12 protein-coding genes are annotated in these 16,252 nt (G+C 41.4%); 2 read left to right on the plus strand and 10 right to left on the minus strand.

All coding sequences use genetic code 11. From position 1 onward, the window contains the following. The first annotated feature begins 1 nt into the window (after position 1). Both pta and EAE91_RS07080 read left to right on the plus strand, forming a co-directional pair. Positions 2-2,143 carry a phosphate acetyltransferase gene (pta, locus tag EAE91_RS07075; protein ID WP_214087858.1) on the plus strand — a complete coding sequence of 714 codons (2,142 nt, stop codon included), beginning with the start codon at positions 2-4 and terminating at the stop codon, positions 2,141-2,143. A gap of 346 nt (positions 2,144-2,489) precedes the next feature. Further along, positions 2,490-3,158, plus strand: coding sequence for an RES family NAD+ phosphorylase (locus EAE91_RS07080; RefSeq protein ID WP_132347255.1), 669 nt, complete (start codon positions 2,490-2,492; stop codon positions 3,156-3,158). A 35-nt stretch (positions 3,159-3,193) separates the two neighbouring features. On the opposite strand, the gene EAE91_RS07085 is transcribed toward EAE91_RS07080, so the two are convergent. From EAE91_RS07085 to EAE91_RS07130, 10 genes are all read right to left on the minus strand, one after another. Next, positions 3,194-3,820 carry a helix-turn-helix domain-containing protein gene (locus EAE91_RS07085; protein WP_214087859.1) on the minus strand — a complete coding sequence of 209 codons (627 nt, stop codon included), beginning with the start codon at positions 3,818-3,820 and terminating at the stop codon, positions 3,194-3,196. Between the two features lie 304 nt (positions 3,821-4,124). Then, positions 4,125-4,793, minus strand: coding sequence for a hypothetical protein (locus EAE91_RS07090; protein ID WP_214087860.1), 669 nt, complete (start codon positions 4,791-4,793; stop codon positions 4,125-4,127). Between the two features lie 578 nt (positions 4,794-5,371). Continuing rightward, the gene (locus EAE91_RS07095) at positions 5,372-6,022 is read right to left on the minus strand and encodes a hypothetical protein (RefSeq protein WP_214087861.1); all 651 of its coding nucleotides are present in this window, start codon (positions 6,020-6,022) and stop codon (positions 5,372-5,374) included. A 749-nt stretch (positions 6,023-6,771) separates the two neighbouring features. Next, the gene (locus EAE91_RS07100) at positions 6,772-8,226 is read right to left on the minus strand and encodes an amino acid permease (RefSeq protein WP_214087862.1); all 1,455 of its coding nucleotides are present in this window, start codon (positions 8,224-8,226) and stop codon (positions 6,772-6,774) included. Between the two features lie 94 nt (positions 8,227-8,320). Then, on the minus strand, positions 8,321-9,298 hold the full coding sequence (gene astE / locus EAE91_RS07105) for a succinylglutamate desuccinylase (protein ID WP_214087863.1): 978 nt from the start codon (positions 9,296-9,298) through the stop codon (positions 8,321-8,323). Positions 9,299-9,310: 12 nt separating this feature from the next. Then, positions 9,311-10,654: an N-succinylarginine dihydrolase gene (gene astB, locus EAE91_RS07110; protein ID WP_214087864.1), complete on the minus strand. Its 1,344-nt coding sequence runs from the start codon at positions 10,652-10,654 to the stop codon at positions 9,311-9,313. Between the two features lie 44 nt (positions 10,655-10,698). Continuing rightward, positions 10,699-12,174, minus strand: coding sequence for a succinylglutamate-semialdehyde dehydrogenase (gene astD / locus EAE91_RS07115; protein ID WP_214087865.1), 1,476 nt, complete (start codon positions 12,172-12,174; stop codon positions 10,699-10,701). 2 nt (positions 12,175-12,176) lie between these two features. Further along, complete coding sequence (gene astA, locus EAE91_RS07120) at positions 12,177-13,205, minus strand: arginine N-succinyltransferase (RefSeq protein ID WP_244868713.1); 1,029 nt, start codon at positions 13,203-13,205, stop codon at positions 12,177-12,179. Between the two features lie 38 nt (positions 13,206-13,243). Continuing rightward, positions 13,244-14,452, minus strand: coding sequence for an aspartate aminotransferase family protein (gene astC, locus EAE91_RS07125; RefSeq protein ID WP_214087867.1), 1,209 nt, complete (start codon positions 14,450-14,452; stop codon positions 13,244-13,246). Positions 14,453-15,843: 1,391 nt separating this feature from the next. Beyond that, positions 15,844-16,252 (minus strand): IS66 family transposase (locus EAE91_RS07130; RefSeq protein WP_214087868.1); only part of this gene is annotated, 409 nt, incomplete at its 5' end.

A 16,252-nucleotide genomic window follows, 5' to 3' on the forward strand; every position in this document is an offset into this window, starting at 1 on the left:
CGTGTCCCGTACAATTATGTTGATCCCTACTAGCACCAGCGTCGGCCTGACCAGTGTTAGCTTAGGTGTAATCCGCTCAATGGAGCAAAAAGGCGTTAGCCTGAGTGTTTTCAAACCTATCGCCCAATCCCGTTGCTGTGGCACCCAAGATCAAACCACGACAATCATCCGTTCTCATTCCAGCATAAAGACCGCTGAACCGCTGGACATGGCGCATGTGGAATCTTTGCTGACAACCAATCAGAAAGATGTACTGATGGAAAAGATCGTGGCCCTGTACCACGAAAACACCAAAGACGCCGAAGTCATTCTGATTGAAGGTCTGGTTCCAACCCGCAAGCATTCATTCGCCCAATCTCTCAACTATGAAATTGCCAAAACTCTGAACGCTGAAATCGTATTCGTATTGGCGTTAGGCAACGATTCCCCGGAACAGTTGAAAGAACGAGTTGAACTGGCGCGTGCTGAATTTGGCGGTAGCAAAAACCAGAATATCACCGGTGTTATTATTAACAAACTGAATGCGCCGGTTGACGATCAAGGCCGTACTCGTCCGGATCTGTCAGAGATCTTTGATGAATCCTCAAAAGCCACCATATCCAACATCGATCCGAACACACTGTTTAAAAATAGCCCATTGCCAATCTTGGGTTGCATTCCGTGGAGTTTTGACCTGATTGCAACTCGTGCAATTGATATGGCAAAACACCTAAACGCCCGTATTATCAACGAAGGCGCGATCAAAACTCGTCGTGTGAAATCCGTGACTTTCTGTGCACGCAGCATTCCACACATGTTAGAGCACTTCCGTCCCGGTTCTCTGCTGGTCACTTCGGCTGATCGTCCTGACGTTCTGGTTTCAGCCTGTCTGGCGGCGATGAATGGCGTTGAAATCGGTGCAATTCTGCTGACTGGTGGCTACGCCATCGATGAGCCGATTAAACAATTGTGTGAACGTGCTTTCAACACTGGCCTGCCAGTCTTTATGGTTGATACCAACACCTGGCAGACTTCCCTGAGCCTGCAAAGTTTCAGCCTGGAAGTGCCGACAGATGACCATGAACGTATTGAAAAACTGCAAAACTACGTCGCACACCATATCAACAAAGAGTGGATCGACTCCCTGACAGCGAACTCTGAACGCCCACACCGTCTCTCTCCACCAGCATTCCGTTATCAATTAACAGAACTGGCGCGTAAAGCAGGCAAACGCATTGTTCTGCCGGAAGGTGACGAACCTCGTACCGTGAAAGCGGCATCTATCTGTGCTGATCGTGGTATCGCGCAATGCGTTTTACTTGGTGATCCAGAAGAGATCCGTCGTGTCGCCGCTGCTCAGGGGGTAGAACTGGGCGCGGGTATTGAAATTGTTGATCCGGTTGCTGTACGTGAGCGTTATGTTCCACGTCTGGTTGAACTGCGTAAAAACAAAGGCATGACCGAAGTCGTTGCACGTGAACAACTGGAAGACAACGTTGTTCTGGGTACGTTGATGCTGGAACAAGGCGAAGTTGATGGTTTGGTATCCGGTGCGGTACACACCACGGCAAATACTATCCGCCCACCATTGCAGTTAATCAAAACTGCGCCGGGTAGCTCATTGGTCTCATCCGTGTTCTTTATGCTGTTGCCGGAACAAGTTCTGGTTTATGGTGACTGTGCAATCAATCCAGATCCGACTGCGGAACAACTGTCTGAAATCGCTATTCAATCGGCGGATTCAGCTAAAGCATTTGGTATCGAACCGCGCGTTGCCATGATCTCCTACTCTACCGGCAACTCCGGTGCCGGTAGCGATGTTGAGAAAGTTCGCGAAGCAACTCGTTTGGCACAGGAAAAACGTCCAGATCTGATCATTGATGGCCCATTGCAATATGACGCCGCAATCATGGCAGACGTAGCGAAATCCAAAGCACCAAACTCACCGGTTGCCGGTCAAGCTACCGTGTTCATCTTCCCTGATCTGAACACCGGTAACACCACCTATAAAGCGGTACAACGTTCTGCGGATCTGGTTTCAATCGGACCAATGCTGCAAGGTATGCGTAAACCGGTTAACGACCTGTCCCGTGGCGCTTTGGTGGACGATATTGTTTACACTGTCGCACTGACTGCGATTCAATCAGCGCAGGGAGAAGCGTAACCGTTTCTTGCACGCGCCAGTTAAATTAATAAGGTCTGACCTCATTAATAAGGTTCAGACCTTTAAATTTATTCTTCTGCGTTATAAACCTTACGCCAATCTTAATTGATGAAATTGGGCATAATTCAATCCGTTTGGTGATTTGCTTTAATTCAGTACGATTTAGAGAAGATTAAAGATCATAATTCGTAGCGGGTGATTTTCAGCACTAATAAGTTTAATCGCTAACACACAGCATACCAATATCAGCATCGGCCTGACTAAACGAGAGCCTATTTTAAAAGTTGTATAATTGTTTTATCATCAATGACATTTATAGCACCAACTGTTTCGATGTAGGTATAAAATGCTGCACAAGGAGATTCTGTATCCCAATTTAGAAAAACAAATTCGGGAAATCTATAAAACCCACACCATTCCAACTTATACTCCTGGCGACTGGAATTTAAAACGTTGGCAAAGGAAAGAATGGCCGTCTGCTCTGCACTTCAATTTTGGCGATGGGCGATATAACTCCCCAGATAATTCTTTTCGAGTATGTTACATGGCCGACCGGGCAGTTACAGCCCTGGCAGAAAGCTATGGGAGGCTATGGCATAAGGAAGGGTTACGATTTATTGATGAATCCGAGATCCGTACTGCGAGGATGTGCAACATTCGTTCATTGAGAAAATTAGTTTTTATCGATATTGCTAAACTTATTGGGATGTTACATATCCCGTTAAGTGTCATGGTTGATGAAGATTACTCAGTGACAAAAAGAGCTATGGCTTGCCTCTATGAACTCTTAAATAATGAAATGGATGGTATTTGCTACATATCTCGCCACTGGCCTACAGACTTCTGTTATGCAGTGTGGGAGAAGCAAGAAGATCGGTTTGTAGACGCAGAAATGCAAAGCTTGGTTGATTACAGGGATTCAGAATATATGCCGAGTACATGGAATGAACCCGACATATCAGCAGATGAATTACTGGAAGAAGTGCTTAACTTCAAAATTATCCGACTTGAATAATACAAAGTTGCCCCCCAAACAGGGCTTTTTTTATTTCAGCTTGCGATCTGATGACCCACTTGTGACGCAGCTCGCAACATCAAAGCCAGTTCATTTTCGGAAGCATCGCTTTTCATCATAATATCAAGAGGTGTTCTATTGCAGGATAATGGTGTCGTTAAAAAAGACATTTTCGACACTGGGTTAATGCCCACGCCCATCACTTTCATGACATCTTCAAAGTAAGGCAAGACTCCGCCGGTAGTGAACTGGAATGTAGGAAAAACGTAATCACTGTTTTTTCTGAAAGCAAGCAACTTTCCGCTTTTCACTCTTATGTTAACAGCCTGACGACTTATGCCGAGTATCTCTGCAACGTCTCCGGTTTTGATAGTTCCGCCCATTTTATCAAGTTCCTGATAGAACAGAGCTAAGTTTTCAGCGCGGCGTTTAAGCTTACGAAGCTCTCGTGCTGGAGTTCGGACTTTGTGTTCAAGTTGAGTCGTATATAATAGCTCAAGTAGTTCGCTATCACTTAGCACCAGAGCATTTGTGGCCTGCGTTTTCTCTTTAAACTCAGGCAGTAATGACATGAGCAATTTGTCAAATCGCCGTTGCAAAAGGGACTGGTACTCATTAAGAGCCTCAGCACTTTTGCTGCGGTTTGTCAGTATCGTGTTCATAGCACCTCCTTACTTGCTTGACGAATATTGTATTCCCACATTATGGAATCGTCAAACATATACCTATAAGCAGATAGGTAAAAAAAGTGTTCCATTGCTAAATATAACGTTCTCTAATGAAGTAACTCGAAACATTCAAATTAAGGAGAAAAAATATGCTATATCCCGCTTTTATCGAAGTTGACACAGACGGCAATGCAAAATAAATCAGAAATTTAATCATGCCGCATATCTGCGGCACTTTATATTTATTTGAAAAAATTTAAGATTGATAATTACAGGGTAACAGAATAGATGTCAAATCCTATTTTTTGGGTTTTTTCGGTAACAATACATAAGAAACTTGAGCTTGTATTTTATGTCCTGATAACCATCTGTTAAATTCAACCCCTACCCTATATTCAGCAGGCTTACAGCTACTCACTCTATCACCCGATGTTCCTGTTCTGCCAAGCCCATATGAACCTCCCCCTTCCGCTTTAATTTGACACTGATGTTGAGTTGTAAATTCGTTATATAACCAACCAGATCCTTCTGTACTGAACTCTATAGTAATTTTAGGCTTTTCACTTGTCGGATATGTTTTTGCATAAGTATATTGAGGTGTAATTCCACAATAGCTCGCCTCTGTAACACAAGGGATTGCATTATATCCATTGCGGTCTAATAATATATATTCATCTTTTCCCATCCCTCTATACCAATACTTTGCTGTCGCAGCCTCATCATCCTGATTATGAGTAGAAGTATTATTTAACTCAATGTCATTTCTTTTATCAAAATTTTTCACATTCGCTCTAAGTTTGCAATTTCCATACATAGACATCACTTTAGTCTTACTCAATCCATTATAATCTATTGCGTCTTTTACCTGATTTCTAATATTTTCTGGATCTTGCATACATGCCATACTGAAACTACTCATCGCTAATAAAAATGGCGAAATAAAGAAAATCTTTTTATTCAAACTCATGTTTATCTCCTTATTTTATTTATTATTTTGTAATAAATGGAACAAAATAAATTTAGTTATTATTAAGTTAACATATAATTTACGGCATAAACAATAAATTAATAACAATAAAGCATTACAATATAAATCATTTAATTCAATCGATTATTATTTCCTTCCTTAAGTAAGGATAGGTTATTAAATCAAAAAACACAAATTACAGAATCATTAAACTAAAAAATATCTTACTTAAACATATAAGAGCAAATATAGAAAAATTTCAACAATATATAAAATAAGCAATTTATCAACATTCACTGTTCTATATATAACAGAATAACCACCGATTTTTTATATCATAACAATCTAAATAACTTTCACAAGATTGCAATTATGCTCGATTATAAAATACATAAAAATCAAATAATTATTTATCACTATTATAAAATATTTTTCAATGAAAGTTTTTCTGCTATCTAACTGAACACAATTAAATACAAAAAACAATTTAATCGTGCCGCATATACGCGGCACCTCACCTTTATAGTTATCTGCTTATATTCAAGATTGATAATTGCATAGTTTCAGCACAGAGAAGCCTATTTTTTCTTTTTCTGTAATAATACATACGCGACCTGGGCTTGTACTTTATTCTTTGATAACCACCCATTAAATATATTTCCTATTCCGCGTTGCTTATATGCAGAATTACAACTTGCCGATGTTCCTGTTACACCAAGCCCGTATGTTCCTCCACCTTCAACTTTAGTCTTACATCCATTTTTAATTGTAAAGTCATTATATAACCAACCAGCCTTTTCCGTCTTAAATTCAATAACAACACCTGGTTTTTTATTCGTTAGATAACTTTGTGAGTAAGTGAATTGAGGCGCAATTCCACAGAAACTATTTTCTTGAACGCAAGAAATTTTTTCGTTCCTATTCTTATCAAATGTTTGATATTCCTTTATCTCTATTCCTCGATACCAGTACATCGCTTTTTCTGCCTCATTATCACTATTTGAAGTTTTACTACTCTTTAGCGTAAGTTTATTTGGTGTGTTGTCTTTAACTCTAAGAACACAATTTGTGTATAAAGACATTACTTTGGTTTTTGCCAATCCATTTGCAGTTATTGCATCTTTTACCTGATTTCTAATGTTCTCCGGATCTTTCATACATGCCATACTGAAACTACTCATCGCTAATAAAAACGGTGTAATAAGGAAAACTTTTTTATTCAAACTCATATTTCTCTCCTTGCTTTATTTATGGTTTTGGTACCTGATTAGATTAAAATAGATTTCATAATTATATATTAATTAAAGAATGCCATTGCAGATAATATAATAAATTAGCCGTTGCATTAATCTTCATTGTTATTACCTGCCTTTAATAAGGTAGATTATTTAACTATAAAAAACAAAAACAAATTACAATATGATTAAAATAAAAAATATTTAATTTATATATCAAGGCGACATGGCAATAATAAAATTATTATATAACCATTTATACTGCAATGGTCAAAAACGTATTATAATCGTAATAAAAACACCATACTGATAATAAAACAAAATAATTACTTAAATTAATTCCAAAAATCCAAAATATAATTAAACAAAATACACATCCCCATAACATTAAAAATACATTTTTGAACAATCGCTACATTTACTTTAAATTAATTTAAATTCAGTTTCGCATATACCCTATGGATTTCAAGATGCATCGCGACGGCAAGGGAGCGAATCCCCGGGAGCATAGACAACTATGTGACCGGGGTGAGTGAGTGCAGCCAACAAAGAAGCAACTTGAAAGATGACGGATATAGTCAGTACAACATCATTATTCAAGTAGGATACCTCCTTGCCCAATGGGCAAAGAGGTAAGAGATATTACGGGCGATAACCAATAAAGGCCACGCGCGACAACCTGCGTTCGATTGAGACTAACCATTTTTCTATCTGCTTCAATTTATTATTTCTCAATTAGCTGACTACGAACGAAAACTCTCGTTTGATATCTGATAGCGTTGTTCTTCCTGTGCCTCATTTCTCTTTTTTACGCGCCATAAAATACTTAACAAAATAAACCATAAAGGCGTACCACAAAGTGCGACCAGTGTATCCGGGTCAAAAACCATTACCACTATGGTAAAAATGAAAAAAATTAGGGTTATCCAAGTCATTAACACCCCCAGAGGCATTTTAAAGATTGAACGTTTATGCACATCAGGGTAATTCTTACGATAAACCAAATAGGCAACCAAAATCACACACCAGCTATAAATCACCATAATCGAAGCAACGGTGGATACAATAGTAAATAACTGCATGACATTCGGTATGATAAATAAAAGTGACGTACCGACCACCATACAGAAACAAGAAAATATCAGGCTATGTACAGGAATTGCAGTATTGCGGGAAAGAATTTTAAATTTCCGGTGGGCATTCTTTTCCGTTGATAAACCATACAGCATCCGTGTACAAGCATATAATCCACTATTAGCAGAGGACATTGCCGACGTTAACGCAACAAAATTAACTACTGCGGCGGCAGCAGGCAGACCAGCCAGGGCAAATAGTGTCACAAAAGGGCTGGTTTCAGATGAAATCCGCCCCCAAGAAGTGACAGCAATAATGCTCAACATGGAGAAGATATAGAAAATAATAATCCTTATCGGAATATTATTAATTGCTTTCGGTAATATCTTTTCCGGATCTTTGGTTTCTGCCGTCATCGTGCCAACCAACTCAACACCGGTAAAAGAAAAAATCGCTATTTGAAAACCGGCAAAAAAACCAAAAATACCATTTGGCAGAAATACAGATGGATCAGTTAAATTATTCACCGAGGCGACCATACCATCCGGTGATTGCCAACCTACCATCACCATACCAACACCAATAATAATCAACGCTAAAATCGCAATAACCTTAATCATGGCGAACCAAAATTCAGCTTCGCCAAATAAGCGGACAGAAAGAAGATTACAAGTACCCAGTAAACCTAACGTTATAAATGCCGGCACCCAAAGAGAGACGCCGGGAAACCAATATTGAATGTAGCCGCCACATACAACAACATCAGCAATACAAGAGACAATCCAACTCATCCAGTAAGTCCAGCCGAGAAAAAAACTGGCTTTGGTGCCTAAATAATCCGATACAAAATCAGCAAAAGAGCGATAATTCAGTTTAGTCAGGAGTAATTCTCCCATTGCCCGCATCACCATATAGACAAAAAAACCAACAATGGCATAGGTAATAATGATCGATGTACCCGACACGGCAATGGTTTTTCCTGACCCCATAAATAAACCTGTGCCAATAGCACCACCAATGGAAATCAATTGAATATGACGCGCACTTAGCCCTCTATGAAGCGTTTGTGTATCAGCAAATTTCTCTGCCGAAAGGTTTTGTTGAGTTTTATTATTTTTTATCATGATAATACCCGTCCGTCATTAAAGAAGCAGTTGACTGCTAAATCTTTCTGCCACGGCTTCAGGAAGAAAATGGAATAATGCCTTATTTATTTAATTATTTTTTATTTAAAGCAAGTAACAATCCTGCTCGTAATCCATTAGCAACCTCAGCATTAGGAAATAAAATAAACTTCGCCGGAAATTTAATTTTCCAATGGCGATCATGTTGGCTGGCAATTTCAAATCCTTCTGGCAATTCAGTAAAATTCAAGGTATCTGCGGGTATATGAAGTTGAAAACTGTCGTGACTCTTAATAATGGAATTAATTACCTGGTAATGTTTCAGTTCAGATTTAGTACGTGCTGTTATTCGCGATAAAGAGATTAAACCATAAAGAGTATCCGTAATTTTTTGAAATCTTGTTAAATCATTTTTTCCAAAAGGCAGTGCTTTACCCATCTCCATCGTGCAACTATCCGCCCCAAACTTTTCACTCAGAAAATGGCTGAAAGTCCCAGCTTTTTCTCGATGGTAAACGAGCGCATCAATATCACTGTCATGCAACCATTGTATAAATTCAGCAGAAAAGGGGCGATTCTGAGCAGGCAACAACGCAAATTGCTCATGGTGAGAAGCGCGTATAGCGGTATGCAGATCAATATGCCAACGAATATTTGTCGATGACACCGACGGTTCAGCAAAAAAACGACTCACAACATCTTCAAGTTCAGCCGCACGTGAGCGCTCATTTCCCAACGGAAAATCCAGGTAACGGCCACCAAACATTCGATTCAAATCATGATGTAAATAACGTCGATTCGCACGCATTGCAGGCAAATTACCGAAGATGATCAACAAGTTATTTTTTAGTGTTAATGTGCCATCCGCCAACTGCGCGAGTAACTGGAGCAATATTTCAATGGGCGCAGTTTCATTACCGTGAATACCGGCAGAAATCACCAGCGCCCGATTTTCCCCTTCATAGGGAATCAATTGCAGTACCCCTTCTGCCAACCAATGCGCATTCATTGTTTCTGGAAATGTCAGGAGGTCGGCAAGTTTTTTTTCAAGCAATAACGTTAACAGATCCATATTTGCTCCAATTTAGCGCTGAAATTCATAGATTGATCCTAAATTCAGAATCTGCGTGAGCTCATCCAAAGCGGTATAAACTTCACGAAGTAATTGGGGGTCAGCCAGATCACTGGCACATAATTCGTCACGATAATGGCACTCTATCCATTTGATCAGGCGCTCGTAGAGCGGCGTATTCAGCAGTGTTGCGGGATTGACAGCACGAAATTCAGCATCGTTTAGTACCACCCTCAGACGCAAACAGGCTGGGCCGCCGCCATTGCGCATACTTTCCCGCAGATCAAAAACACGGACTTCATTAACAGGTGAAGAGGTTTGCGCAATCAGCGACTGTAAATAGGTCCAAACAGCAGCGTGTTGACGGCACTCCTCAGGAACAACAATCACCATTTTTCCATCGATTTTACTCAGTAACTGACTATTAAAGAGATAAGAATCAACCGCATCTTTAATGCTGATCTGTTCAGACGGCACCTCAATTGAGACAAAATCTTGTCCCAATACCGCCAGTTTCTGCTTAATTTCGGCCAGTGCCTGAGATTGATTAAAATAAGCATGTTGATGATGAAAAAGGACATTTCGGTTGCTGACCGCAATCACATCGTTATGAAAAACACCACTGTCAATGGCCGCCGGGTTTTGCTGGACAAAAACGGTTTGCGCCGGATTAAGCTGATGCAACCGCGCAATCGCTTCGCTGGCTTCCAATGTTTGTCGCGCAGGATAACGTTTAGGCACCGGGCCACCGCGAAACGCGCTACGACCATAGACAAACACCTGCACGCCAGGCGCATCATAATCACCGCCAAGGCGATTATGGTTTGCCGCCCCTTCATCACCAAAATCTTCATGTTGTGGAAGCGCCTGATGATGGACAAAATAATTTTGATCAGCAAACGTGGCTTTTAACGCGGCGGCTGTCGTCTCTACTTCCAGCGAACGGTGCAATTTGTTATTTAAATTTGCTACCGTGAAATGAACTCGCTGATCAGCGCTATCCGCCGAAGGCGACACGGTTGCCGCATTTGCTGTCCACATTGATGAAGCAGAACTCAGTTTTGATAATAACACTGGAGAATACTTGGCTGCTTTATGCAGTATCTGCTCATCACTGCCGACAAAACCTAAATTACGTAAGGCAGGGATATTAGGGCGTTGTTGCGGAGGAAGCACTCCCTGAATAAAGCCTGCATCAGCCAGCGCTTTCATTTTCATCACACCTTGCAACGCGGCTTTACGCGGGTTAGATGCACTGTCCTTATTATTAATCGAAGCCTTATTACCCACTGAAAGCCCCGCATAATGATGGGTCGGACCGACCAACCCATCAAAATTTGCTTCAAAACCAGCCATAAATCCCCCTGAAAAATAAGTTGAAAACCTTTCCCGTTAAACGGTTAATCAGGGAAGCTGATCCCCGGCGCAAGCGTTTCAGGTAAAGTAAGTTCGTCGGCAACCAAAGATGCCATCGGCCAAGCACAGTAATCGGCAGCATAATAAGCACTGGGCCGGTAGTTTCCTGATGCGCCAATGCCACCGAAAGGCGCTTTACTGGAAGCCCCGGTTAACGGCTTATTCCAGTTCACAATGCCCGCTCTGGCATCTTCTAACAGACGTTGGAACAGAGCAGCATCCGGCGAAATTAAACCGGTAGCCAATCCGAATCGGGTGTTATTGGCGATTGCCAGCGCTTCATCAAATGTGTCATAACGCATAAGCATGAGCAGCGGCCCGAAATACTCTTCATCAGGAACATCAGCGATTTGGCTAACATCAATAATTCCTGGGGTCAGAAACGTTGATTGCGGCTCGCATTGCTCCACCGAAACTAAAGAGATGCCACCCAATTTTTGTAGCCGCTCTTGAGCTTCCAAGAGATTTTGCACCGCCTGTAGAGAAATGACGCCGCCGATGAACGGTTGAGGTTGGGCATCCCAATGGGATGGTACGATCCGCTCTGTCACCTCCACCAAACGTTTAATCACCGCATCTCCATGCACGCCATTTTTGACCAACAATCTGCGAGCACAAGTGCAACGTTGACCGGCGGAGATAAATGCTGATTGCACAATGGTGTAAACAGCGGCATCGATATCGTCGTAAGCATCGACGATCAATGCATTGTTTCCCCCCATTTCAAGTGCCAACATCTTCTCTGGCTGACCGCCAAGCACGCGGTGAAAGTGAAAGCCAGTATTGGCACTCCCCGTAAACAGTACGCCATCAATCTGCTTATCCTCCAGCAATGCGGTTCCGGTACTGCGCGCTCCCTGAACCAGATTAAGCACACCTGCGGGCAAACCGGCTTTTTCCCATAGCTTCACCGTCTCTTCTGCCGTCATCGGCGTCAATTCACTCGGTTTAAACACCAGCGTATTACCTGCAATAAGCGCAGGAATAATATGACCATTAGGCAAATGTCCGGGAAAGTTATATGGACCAAAAACCGCCATCACACCGTGAGGACGGTGACGCAGTAAGGCGCGGCCGTCAGGCATAATCATTTCTGATTCACCGGTACGCTGTTCCCACGCTTCGATAGAAATGGCCGCTTTACCTATCATGGATTGTATTTCAGTCCGAGTCTCCCATAACGGTTTACTCGTTTCCTGACTGATAACACGAGCAAGCGTCTCTTTCTCCTCATTCAGTAAAGCCGCAAACGTCTGAACGACTTTAATCCGCTCACTAGCGGGCAAATGTGACCAGGCATAAAATGCCTCACGGGCAGCATGACAAGCGGCTCTGACTTGCGAAGCATCGGCACTGTTAGCCTGCCACAGAATCTGTTGATCTATTGGGGAAAATTTAGTTATTGACTCACCCTGCCCCTCAATCCATCTTCCCCCAATGTAATGTGCTTTATAATTCATGTTTAATTTTCCTTTGGAAAGAGACTAACCAGTCGCACCTGCTCTCCATCGCTTACTTGAAGTGCAGCCATCTCTGCGGTTGTTAAAAAAAGTTCATTACTGTCACAAGCCACATTCAATAAAAGCGCTCGAAATTCACTAAACTGCTGATTGGCAACGATGCAAGGAATACCATCGTCTCTGGTCACTGATTCGGCTTTACTGACAGGAACGAGACGACTCTCTTTTACTGCACGTATTCGGTCAATCTCAGCCTGTAATAAAGCGCCGCCATCAAAAATATCGATATGACCTTGATAGACGAGACCTTCTTTTTCAAGAATGGCCCGCGCGGGTACTGTTTTCTCATGAACCTGCCCAATCACCTTCTGCGCCTCAGCCGATAATAAGGATATATAAATAGGGTGAAGGGGCATAAGCTCCGCAATAAAGGTTTTCGATCCAATACCGGTTAAATAATCTGCCTGAGAAAAAGGAATGCCAAAAAAATGTTGTCCCAATGAATTCCAGAAAGGGGAGCTTCCTTGCTCATCTGCAACTCCCCTCATTTCAGCGAATATAATTTTAGAAAAAATATCCCTAAATGCGGCAATAAAAAGAAAACGAGCTTTGGAGAGAAATGTTCCATTCTTTCCCTTCTGATATTCTGGATCGAGGAACAAGGTACACAATTCACTGTTACCGGTTTGATCTTGTTCCAAAGTTAACGCTTCAATAGATTTATAAATCCCCAATTCACGTGATGAGCGAATGGTTTTTTGTACCCGAAAATTATAAAACGGCTCCTCCAGCCCAACCGCCACTTCGATGGCACTGACACCCGCCACCCGATTTACACTGGTATCTTCCAGCACAAAAAGGAATCCCTGTTGAGATCTGGTCAGTTTTCCATCAAAAGTATCAACGCTACGCGCAATACGTGAGCGTAATTGCTCCAGGTTATTAGGAAAAGATGTCAAACCTATACCCGCGCGTTGAGATAAAGACTGAACCCCATTTAAGTCACTATGCCGGACAGCTCGGAAAAGCATCATAACGTCACCTTCACTTACTATTAACCTACTTACTATTAACCTACAAACCGCATGATGGCGCTTTCAAGACGAACCAGACCTTCATCGATATCAGCAAAATCGATATTTAATGCCGGCGCAAAGCGCAATACATCTGGACCCGCGATCAAGGCAATTAATCCCTCTTCGGCTGCCAAGTTAGTTAATTGTTTCGCCTTACCCTGCCAAGCCTTATCCAATTCAGCGCCTAAAAGCAGCCCCTTACCGCGCAAACAACTGAATATTTGGTAACGCTGATTCAGTTTCGATAATTTATCCATGAAGTAATCATGACGTTGCAAAACGCCAGTGAGCAGTTCCGGCTGATTAACAATGGAAAGCACTTTATTGGCAACTGCCGCCGCCAGAGGATTACCGCCAAACGTGGTACCGTGCGTTCCAGGTTGGAAAGCCGCTGCAATATGTTGTTTTGTTAACATAGCGCCGATAGGAAAACCACCGCCGAGACCTTTAGCACTGGTAAGAATATCAGGCTCAACACCATATTCCTGATAAGCATAAAGGTACCCTGTACGACCTACCCCAGTTTGAATTTCATCAAAAATAAGCAGTGCCTGAAAACGATCACATAAAGTGCGTAATTCCTGCAAGAACGCAGGATCTGCTGGAATAACACCGCCCTCACCGATAATAGGTTCGACAATAACCGCACAGGTATTTTCAGAAATATGGTCTCTGATCGCAGACAAATTATTATAAGGAAGATGGGTAATTTCTTGCGGAAGGGGGGCATAATCTTGTGAATATTTTGGCTGCCCTCCTACTGTAACGGTAAATAATGTTCTACCATGAAAAGAATCTTTAAATGAAATAATCTCACTCTTATTTTTCCCATATTTATCAACAGCATATTTTCTGGCTAACTTTAATGCTGCTTCGTTAGCCTCCGCCCCTGAATTACAGAAAAACGCTTTATCAGCAAAAGTATTTTCCACGAGTCGTTTTGCTAACTTTAGGACAGGTTCATTAGTGTAACCATTACCTATATGCCATATTTTCTCAATCTGAGAAATTAATTCATCCTTTAACTCAGGATGTGCATGCCCTAATGAATTAACGGCAATTCCACCTGCAAAATCGATATATTCCTTACCATCTTGATCCCAAACTTTCGAACCTTTGGCCCGAACAGGTATGAACTTAGCAGGAGAGAAACAGGGTACCATATAGTGATCAAACCAATTTCTATGAATATTTTCTAACATAGATCATTTCCCCTTAAAATAGAGAGTACACGGACGAGAGAAAGTAATATACCCCGCATCATTTTTTGTCTCACACTTACACAACTTATTAATGTATGCCGAGTAAAAGGTTTACCAAACTGAAACCTAAAAAACCTTAAAAATAATAGAATTACAGGATCTATTTAATATTGTTCTTATTAATCCCATGACTATTTCCTAAAAATAGTTGCACAGCCTCTAGACAGATACTGTTGTCCACTCTTAACAAAGTCAACACAAGTTATACACAAAAAAAATACTTTTTGATCTCGTTCAAAATTCCAAAAAGTATTTTTATGCACATTTTATGCACCATGAGTGCATAAAAAGCGAATAAAAAGTGCATAAATTAAATCTACTACATAATAGATGAAACGAATAAATAAATAATTATTCATTAATAACGCTAGAAATTTATCTACTTAAATGTAAAATAAAATTTGACGAAATCTAATTTTCAAAAATCAGAGTAAACCGATAACCAAAACATCAAAAGAGGTGAACAATCTGATAATAATTTAATATAAAATTAACTATATCTAAATGCTTTTAAATTTCAAACAACAACACTCCTGCCTATTGAGATTATTTGTAACAAATTGACTTTATTGTACCCTACCTCAATGATTTACTTAGATTAGAGAAGCAGGTAAAGTCTTTTCAAATGAAAACTATTCAATAGCGATTATCACTTTCCTCAACCTTGCTTTTACATAGGAAAAATCCGATGACCCATTCATACCGAATGATCACACCATCGCTAAATAATTGATTATTTCTTAATATTACAAAACATTCCTTATCATAACCGATTACCAACTCCCTATTCAGAAGCTTAAATTCACTACTTTATGGCTGAAATAATAGATATCATTTTTGCCATTAATTTATCATTCCAAGTAATAAATTTCATCTTCCCTATTTTTTAAATAATTTCATTTAATTTACTAAACTTTATTATTAATAAGCAGAACCATTATCTGAATTTATTCTGTATGAATGCCAAGTAACATTACATTCTATTCTCTTTCTATTAGTATCAAATAAAATCATTAGAAAACATACAATACTTTGAAACATAAACCGTAATGTTCCGGTGAACTCACCTTGCGTGGTCAGATAACAACAAAATGGGATGTTAACGGAAGGGATTCTCAGGCCAGGGCAGCAGCTCATTCAACCGATTGTTCGGCCAGACAGGCAGCCGGCTGGTAATGTTCCGGTGAACTCACCTTGCGTTGTCAGATAGCAACAAGATGGATGTTAACTGAAGGTATTATCAGGCCAGGGAAGCAGCTCATTCAGCCGGCTGTTCGGCGTAATGTTCCGGTGAACTCACCTTGCGTTGTCAGATAGCAACAAGATGGATGTTAACTGAAGGGATTCTCAGGCCAGGGAAGCAGCTCATTCAGCCGGCTGTTCGGCCAGGAAGGCAGCCGACTGAGGACATCACGTAACCAGACCCAGGGCTCATGTCCGTTGGCTTTGGCTGTTTCCAGCAGGCTCATTATCATGGCCGCCCGTTGCCCCGCGGCCAGTGAACCCGCAAAAAGCCAGTTCTTTCGGCCGAGCGCCACACCCCGGACCGCATTCTCCGCCCGGTTGTTGTCTATCGGCACCCGGCCGTCATCCAGATAACACACCAGCGCCGACCAGCGCTTCAGCGTGTAATCTATCGCTTTGCGTAACCCGGAGTTGGGTGCCGTTTGGGTCTGCATCGTCTGCAACCAGGACCGGAACTCATTCAGCCACGGCCGGGCATAACGCTGTCGCCACTGA

This window comes from Photorhabdus noenieputensis (assembly GCF_018448935.1).
In the GTDB taxonomy this organism is placed as follows: domain Bacteria; phylum Pseudomonadota; class Gammaproteobacteria; order Enterobacterales; family Enterobacteriaceae; genus Photorhabdus; species Photorhabdus noenieputensis.

Bases quoted from the DNA above. Each gene is read 5' to 3' on its own strand.
- EAE91_RS07080 (WP_132347255.1), top strand. From the start codon at position 2,490: ATGCTGCACAAGGAGATTCTGTATCCCAATTTAGAAAAACAAATTCGG.
- EAE91_RS07085 (WP_214087859.1), bottom strand. From the start codon at position 3,820: ATGAACACGATACTGACAAACCGCAGCAAAAGTGCTGAGGCTCTTAAT.
- EAE91_RS07090 (WP_214087860.1), bottom strand. From the start codon at position 4,793: ATGAGTTTGAATAAAAAGATTTTCTTTATTTCGCCATTTTTATTAGCG.
- EAE91_RS07095 (WP_214087861.1), bottom strand. From the start codon at position 6,022: ATGAGTTTGAATAAAAAAGTTTTCCTTATTACACCGTTTTTATTAGCG.
- EAE91_RS07100 (WP_214087862.1), bottom strand. From the start codon at position 8,226: ATGATAAAAAATAATAAAACTCAACAAAACCTTTCGGCAGAGAAATTT.
- astE (WP_214087863.1), bottom strand. From the start codon at position 9,298: ATGGATCTGTTAACGTTATTGCTTGAAAAAAAACTTGCCGACCTCCTG.
- astB (WP_214087864.1), bottom strand. From the start codon at position 10,654: ATGGCTGGTTTTGAAGCAAATTTTGATGGGTTGGTCGGTCCGACCCAT.
- astD (WP_214087865.1), bottom strand. From the start codon at position 12,174: ATGAATTATAAAGCACATTACATTGGGGGAAGATGGATTGAGGGGCAG.
- astA (WP_244868713.1), bottom strand. From the start codon at position 13,205: ATGCTTTTCCGAGCTGTCCGGCATAGTGACTTAAATGGGGTTCAGTCT.
- astC (WP_214087867.1), bottom strand. From the start codon at position 14,452: ATGTTAGAAAATATTCATAGAAATTGGTTTGATCACTATATGGTACCC.